We start from the raw sequence: 7,231 nt of genomic DNA on the forward strand, positions 1-7,231 counted from the left end.
ATCTACCCGCAGCCCCAGCTCGACCTGGTGCAGCAGGTGAAGCAGAACCCCGACATCACCAGCGAGATCAACTTCGGGCTCTCGTTCGAGCACCTCACGCTCAACTTCAAGAACGAGTTCCTGAAGGAGCTCCCGGTCCGCCAGGCCCTGGCCAAGGCGATCAACCGTGACGAGATCGTCCGCCGCACCGTCGGGCAGTTCGACTCCAAGGCGACCCGCCTGGACAACCGCATCTACCTGACCGGCCAGCCCGAGTACGTCGCCAACGCGGGTGAGTTCGCCACCCAGGACGTCGCCGGGGCGCAGAAGCTGCTCGAGGGCGCCGGCTTCACCAAGGGTGCCGACGGCATCTACACCAAGGGCGGCAAGAAGCTCTCGCTGCGCATCTCCACCACCGCGGGCAACGCGCTCCGCGAGGCGCAGGAGTCGCTGATCCAGAGCCAGGCCAAGGCGGCCGGCATCGACATCCAGATCAAGAACGCCCCGTCGGACGTGTTCTTCGAGACCTGGCTGCCCGAGGGCAACTTCGACATCGCCAACTTCGCCTGGGTCGGCACGCCGTTCGCGATCTCCTCGACGAAGGCGCTGTTCACCTTCCCGAGCGACTCCAACTACGGCAGCTACGACAACCCGAAGGTCAAGCAGCTCTACGACCAGGCGATCGCCGAGCTGGACCCGGCCACGGCCGCCGACCTGGGCAACCAGATCGACGCGCAGATGTGGGCCGACATGGCGATCATCCCGCTGTACCAGAAGCCGACCTTCATCGCCTGGCGCAACACCTTCGCCAACATCGGCGACAACAGCACCCAGGACGGGCCCTTCTGGAACGCCAACCTGTGGGGCCAGAAGGCCGCTTAGAACCCCGGAACTTGGGGATGCTCTCGACGCGGGCCGGTGGGAGACCGCCGGCCCGCGTCGGCTCATCGTCACCCAGTGACGTCACCTGGTGAGGGGGCGCCATGCTCAGCTTCATCATCCGCCGGCTGCTGATCGCCATCCCGCTGGTCCTCCTCTCCTCAGTGCTGGTGTTCCTGCTGGTGGCGAACTCCGGCGACCCGCTGGCCGACCTCAAGGGCCGCAACCCGCCGGTGCCCGAGTCGACCATCGAGGCCCGTGAGCGCCAGCTCGGCCTCGACAAGCCGCTGCCGACCCGCTATGTGACCTGGCTGGGCAACTTCGTCCAGGGGGACATGGGCAAGTCGATCCGCGGGGTCGAGGTCCGGCCCCTGCTGTGGCAGCGGCTCAAGGTAACGCTGCGGATGGTCGTCCTGGCCTCGATCATCGCCGTCATCCTGGCCATCGGGGCCGGGGTGCTGTCGGCGGTGAAGCAGTACACGCCGACCGACTACACCTTCACCTTCCTCGGGTTCCTGTTCCTGTCCATGCCCGTGTTCTGGTTGGCGGCCCTGCTCAAGGAATACGGGGCGATCCGGCTCAATGCGCTGTTCGGCGAACAGGTCGTGTACACGGTCGGGGCCGAGACGCCCAACCTCACCGGCAGCCTCGGGACCAAGCTGGCCGACTGGGCCGGGCACCTGATCCTGCCGACCGTCGCCCTGGCCCTGATCAGCTTCGCCGCCTGGTCGCGCTACCAGCGGGCGACCATGCTGGACGTGCTCGGCTCCGACTACATCCGGCTGGCCCGGGCCAAGGGGCTGTCGCGCTCGCGGGTGATGACCAGGCACGCCCTCCGCAACGCCCTGATCCCGCTGGTCACCGTCGTCGCCATCGACATCGGGGCGGTGTTCGGCGGGGCCGTCATCACCGAGAAGGTGTTCGCCTGGCAGGGCATGGGGGCGCTGCTCGTCCAGGGGGTCGAGACCAGCGACGTGAACATCCTGCTGGCCTGGCTGATGGTGACAAGCGTGCTGGTCATCCTGTTCAATCTCATCGCGGACGTGCTGTACGCGGTGCTGGACCCGAGGATCCGCTATGGCTGACACCCGACCCCGCCCACCGGCGGCCCAGGCGCCGGCCGGCTCCGCCGGCGACGGCCCGGAGCTCCAGACCACCGAGCACGGCGTCCAGGTCCACGAGGTGGCGGAGACCTCCACCGAGCGCGAGTTCACGGTCGTCCGGCGCAGCCAGACCCAGATGATCATCCGCCGGTTCATGGCCCACAAGCTGGCCGTCGGCAGCCTGATCGTGTTCGTCCTGGTGGTCATTGTCTCGCTCGTCGGCGGCCGCTTCTGGAAGTACGGCTACGCCGACATCACCGACGAGTTCTCCTCGCCGCCGTCGCTCGAGCACCCCATGGGGACCGACGACATCGGCCACGACTCCTTCGCCCAGGTGCTGCGCGGCGCCCAGAAGTCGGTCCAGGTGGCGCTGATGGTGGCGATCCTGGCCACCACCATCGGGGCGGTCATCGGAGCCCTGGCCGGCTACTACCGCGGCTGGATCGACTCGGCCCTGATGCGCTTCACCGACCTGGTCCTGACCATCCCGTCGATCGCCATCCTGGCCGTGCTGGCCGCGACCGTCACCGAGCAGGCCGGGAACTGGTTCTTCATCGGGCTGGTGCTGGCCCTGCTCCAGTGGACCTACATCGCCCGGGTGGTGCGCGGCACCTTCCTGTCCCTGCGCGAGAAGGAGTTCGTGGAGGCGGCCAGGGCGCTGGGGGCCAGCGACGCCCGGATCATGTTCCGGCACCTGCTGCCGAACGCCACCGGGTCGATCATCGTCAACGCCACCATCACCGTGGCCGTGGCCATCCTGATCGAGACCGCCCTCTCCTATCTGGGGCTCGGCATCCGGCCGCCGGACACATCGCTCGGCCTGCTCATCTCGACCGGCCAGCAGGCGGCCACCACCCGCCCGTGGCTGTTCTACTTCCCCGGCCTGATCATCGTGATCATCGCCCTGACCATCAACTTCATCGGCGACGGCCTGCGCGACGCCTTCGACCCGACCCAGACGCGGGTGCGTGCCTGATGGCCACCACCCTTCCCGACCAGCCGTCCTCGCTCACCACCGGGGGGCCGGTGCTCTCGGTCAAGGACCTGACGGTCGAGTTCCCGACCGACGACGGCATCGTCCACGCCGTCCGCGGGGTCAGCTTCGACCTCCACCCACGGCAGGTGCTCGGGATCGTCGGCGAGTCCGGCTCCGGCAAGAGCGTGACCTCGCTGGCCATCATGGGGCTGCTGCCCCGTTCGGCCCGCATCCGCGGCGAGGTCAACTACCGCGGCCAGAACCTGATCAAGGTGCCCGACAAGGAGCAGTCGAAGATCCGGGGCAAGCACATCGCCATGATCTTCCAGGACCCGATGACCAGCCTGAACCCCGTCTACACGGTCGGCTGGCAGCTCCAGGAGGCGATCCTCGCCCACCAGGACATCGGCAAGGACAAGGCGTGGGCGCGGGCGGTGGAGCTGCTCGACATCGTGGGCATCCCCAACGCCCCCGAGCGGGCCAGGAACTACCCGCACGAGTTCTCCGGCGGCATGCGCCAGCGGGCCGTCATCGCCATGTCGATGACCAACGACCCGGACGTGATCATCGCCGACGAGCCCACCACCGCCCTGGACGTGACCGTCCAGGCCCAGGTGCTCGACACCCTGCGCCGGGTGCAGGAGAACACCTCGGCCGGGATCGTGCTCATCACCCACGACCTCGGGGTGGTGGCCAGCATGGCCCACCGGGTGCTGGTCATGTACGCCGGCAAGCCGGTGGAGATCGGCGAGACCGACTCGATCTACTACGACCCGAGGATGCCCTACACCCTGGGCCTGCTGGGGAGCCTGCCCCGCCTCGACCAGCAGCACGACGAGCCCCTCACCCCGATCCGGGGGGCGCCGCCGTCGCTGATCAACCTGCCCCCGGGCTGCCCGTTCTCGCCCCGCTGCCCGATGAGCCGCCCCCACTGCGACGCCGAGGAGCCGCCGCTGCGGTCGGTGAGCGGCGTGGACCACGTCGCCGCCTGCCACTACGCCGAGGAGCTGGCCGGGGACGTCGCCGCCGCCGAGGTGTTCGAGACCGCCGAGACCGACACCCAGGCCATCGAGCAGCTCGACCAGCTCGGCCGCCTGGACGAGGCCAAGGCCGAGCTCGACCAGGCCGAGGCGGCGGAGGAGGCGGAGCGCGCATGACCCAGACCACCCCCCAGCCGGCCGCGACCCAGGACGGCGCCAAGGACCCGATCCTCGAGGTCACCAACCTGGTCAAGCACTACCCGCTGATGGGCGGGGGCGTGGTCCGGCGCCGGGTCGGCGACGTCCACGCGGCCTGCGATCTGACCTTCCACCTGGACCGGGGCGAGACGCTCGGGCTGGTGGGCGAGTCGGGCTGCGGCAAGTCGACCACCGGCAAGGCCATCCTCCAGCTGAGCCCGCCGACCTCGGGGTCGGTCAAGTTCCAGGGCGAGGAGCTGGTCGGCAAGACCCGCAAGCAGATGCGGAGCATCCGCCGCGACCTCCAGGTGGTGTTCCAGGACCCGTACGCCTCCCTGAACCCGAGGATCCCGGTCAACGACATCGTGGCCGAGCCGCTGATCATCCACGGGCTGTTCAAGCGCCAGGGCCGCGAGCGGGTCCGGGAGCTGCTGAGCGTGGTCGGCCTCAACCCCGAGCACGGCAACCGCTACGCGCACGAGTTCTCCGGCGGCCAGCGCCAGCGCATCGGCATCGCCAGGGCCCTCGCCCTGGAGCCCAAGGTCCTGGTCCTCGACGAGCCGGTGTCGGCCCTGGACGTGTCGATCCAGGCCGGGGTGGTCAACCTGCTCGACGAGCTGCAGGACCGGCTCGGCCTGTCGTACGTGTTCATCGCCCACGACCTGTCGGTGGTGCGGCACATCTGCGACCGGGTCGCCGTCATGTACCTGGGCAAGATCGTCGAGATCGGCTCCCGCGACCACATCTACGAGCGGGCCAGCCATCCCTACACCCAGGCGCTGCTGTCGGCCGTGCCCATCCCCGACCCCAAGCTGGAGCGGCAGCGGCAGCGCATCGTGCTCGAGGGCGACGTGCCCAGCCCGGTGAACCCGCCGTCCGGCTGCCGCTTCCGGACCCGCTGCTGGAAGGCCCAGGACATCTGCGCCGAGCAGGAGCCGGAGCTGGTCGACCGCGGGCAGGGCCACCCGGTGGCCTGCCACTTCGCCGAGCCGCGCAGCCTGCTCTAGCCAGGCATTCGCCGCCCGGGAACGGCATCATGTCGTGAGATGAAGCTCGTCAGGTGGGTGTCGCTGCTCGCCGCCCTCGTCCTGCTGGCCGCGGCCTGCGACGACGGCGGCGCCGTCGGCGTCGGCGACGGCAAGCCCAACCGGGGGGTCAAGCGGGGCACCCTGCGGGTCTTCAGCTACAGCCCCGCCGACACCCTCGACCCGGGCATCGCCTACTTCGACCTCGACTTCGCCCTGTTCCGGGGGATGGTCAGGGAGCTGTACTCGTTCGACACCCGGGTCGAGGGCGAGCGCTCGCTCCAGCCCGTGCCCGACCTGGCCGACGGGCCCTACCAGCTCTCGGACGACGGCCGCACCTACACCTTCAAGCTCCGCCGCGGGGTCAGGTACGCCCCCCCGGTGGACCGCGAGGTCCAGGCCAAGGACTTCGTCTACGCCATCGAGCGCCAGGTCGATCCCAAGCTCGCCCCCAGGCACCGCTCGCCCAACCCGTACGCGCGGCTGATCAGGGGGGTGGACGATTTCGCGGCCGGCAAGGCCAGGCGGATCTCGGGCCTGCGGACCAAGGGCAGCCACACCCTTCACATCACCCTCGACCGGCCGGCCAGCGACTTCCCCAGCATCCTCACCCTGCCGTTCTTCTCGCCGGTGCCGAAGGAGCACGCCTCGGCGTACACCCCGGGCGACTCCTACGGCCAGCACCTGGTGGCGTCCGGGCCCTACCGGCTCAAGCAGCACGACCCGGGCCGGCTCATCGAGCTGGTCCGCAACGAGAACTGGGACCCGCGGACCGACCCGCTGCGCAGCGCCTGGGTGGACAAGATCACCGTCTACATCGGCCGCTCCGAGTCCGACATCCAGCAGGCCATCGAGGAAGGGGAGGCCGACCTCAACCTCGACGCCGTGCCCCCGCCCGTGACCGACCTCCCGCGGCTGTCCGCCGACCCGACGCTGGCCCGGCAGCTGGCGGTCGAGACGACCGGCTGCGTCCACTACCTGACCATGCAGACCGACGCCGGGCCGACCAGGTCGCTGGCCGTCCGCCAGGCGGTCAACTACGCCATCGACCGGCAGGCGCTGGTCCTGGCCATGGGCGGCCGCTACGCCGGCGAGCCGGCCACCACCGTCCTCTCCCCCACCCTGGCCGGGTACAGCGCCTTCGACCTCTACCCCTCCCAGGACTTCCGGGGCGACCCCGACAGGGCCCGCAAGCTGCTGGCCGAGGCCGGCTACCCCAACGGCGTGGACCTGACCTACGCCGGCCAGAACTCGCCCAAGTGGAAGGCGATGTACAAGGCGCTACGGGCGTCGCTGGAGCGGGCCCAGATCACCCTGGAGGCGAAGTTCTACAAGGGGCGGGAGGCGTACAGCCGGTCGCTGCGGCTGCGGTCCAAGCGCGACGAGCACCACCTGGGCGCGGCCGCCGTCTGCCCCGACGTGCCCGGCAACGGCAGCCGCTCGATCATCGGCGTCCTGCTCGACGGCCGCCTGATCTCCCCGACCGCCAACAACAACTACGGCAACTACAACAACGACAAGGTCAACGCCCTGATCGACCAGGCCTACGAGGCCCGCGACGACCAGGCCCGGGCCGCCCTCTGGGGTCAGATCGACCGGCTGGTGATGGAGGACGCGGCCTGGGCGCCGCTGGTCTACGACCGGGAGGCGTTCTTCTGGTCCTCCCGGGTCCGGAACTGGACCTTCAGCCCGTGGCTGAAGAACCCCGACATCACCAACCTCTGGCTCGACCCCAACAGCCCCTGAGATGGACGACGTCTTCGCCCACGTCGACGCCAACCGGGACGCGTTCGTGCAGCGGCTGGCCGGCTGGGTCCGGCGGCCCAGCGTGAGCGCCACCGGCCAGGGCATGCCCGAGGCGGCCGGCCACGCCCGCGACCTGGTCGAGGCCGCCGGCCTGGCGGCGACGGTGGAGCCCACCGGCGGCTGGCCGCTGGTCGTCGGCCACCGCGCCGGCCCGCCCGGCGCCCCCGCCGTGCTCGTCTACGGCCACTACGACGTGCAGCCGCCCGATCCGCTGGACGCCTGGACCAGCCCGCCGTTCGAGCCCGAGGTCCGCGACGGCCGCCTCTACGGCCGCGGCACCGCCGA

The 7,231-nt window shown here is 70.1% G+C and carries 7 protein-coding genes; all 7 read left to right on the top strand.

The window, feature by feature from the left end; genetic code table 11:
- On the top strand, positions 1-861 hold an 861-nt coding region (locus tag VF468_16740), incomplete at its 5' end, for an ABC transporter substrate-binding protein (GenBank protein HEX5879940.1).
- Positions 862-962: 101 nt separating this feature from the next.
- Complete coding sequence (locus tag VF468_16745; GenBank protein HEX5879941.1) at positions 963-1,943, top strand: ABC transporter permease; 981 nt, start codon at positions 963-965, stop codon at positions 1,941-1,943.
- On the top strand, positions 1,936-2,937 hold the full coding sequence (locus VF468_16750; GenBank protein ID HEX5879942.1) for an ABC transporter permease: 1,002 nt from the start codon (positions 1,936-1,938) through the stop codon (positions 2,935-2,937). Before VF468_16745 ends, VF468_16750 begins: the two co-directional genes overlap by 8 nt.
- Positions 2,937-4,094: an ABC transporter ATP-binding protein gene (locus VF468_16755; GenBank protein HEX5879943.1), complete on the top strand. Its 1,158-nt coding sequence runs from the start codon at positions 2,937-2,939 to the stop codon at positions 4,092-4,094. The genes VF468_16750 and VF468_16755 overlap by 1 nt, the downstream gene beginning before the upstream one ends.
- The gene (locus tag VF468_16760; GenBank protein HEX5879944.1) at positions 4,091-5,122 is read left to right on the top strand and encodes an oligopeptide/dipeptide ABC transporter ATP-binding protein; all 1,032 of its coding nucleotides are present in this window, start codon (positions 4,091-4,093) and stop codon (positions 5,120-5,122) included. The genes VF468_16755 and VF468_16760 overlap by 4 nt, the downstream gene beginning before the upstream one ends.
- Before the next feature lie 39 nt (positions 5,123-5,161).
- Positions 5,162-6,886: an ABC transporter substrate-binding protein gene (locus tag VF468_16765; protein ID HEX5879945.1), complete on the top strand. Its 1,725-nt coding sequence runs from the start codon at positions 5,162-5,164 to the stop codon at positions 6,884-6,886.
- Between the two features lies 1 nt (position 6,887).
- Positions 6,888-7,231 (top strand): M20/M25/M40 family metallo-hydrolase (locus VF468_16770; protein HEX5879946.1); only part of this gene is annotated, 344 nt, incomplete at its 3' end.

The organism is Actinomycetota bacterium (assembly GCA_036280995.1).
In the GTDB taxonomy this organism is placed as follows: Bacteria; Actinomycetota; CALGFH01; order CALGFH01; family CALGFH01; genus CALGFH01.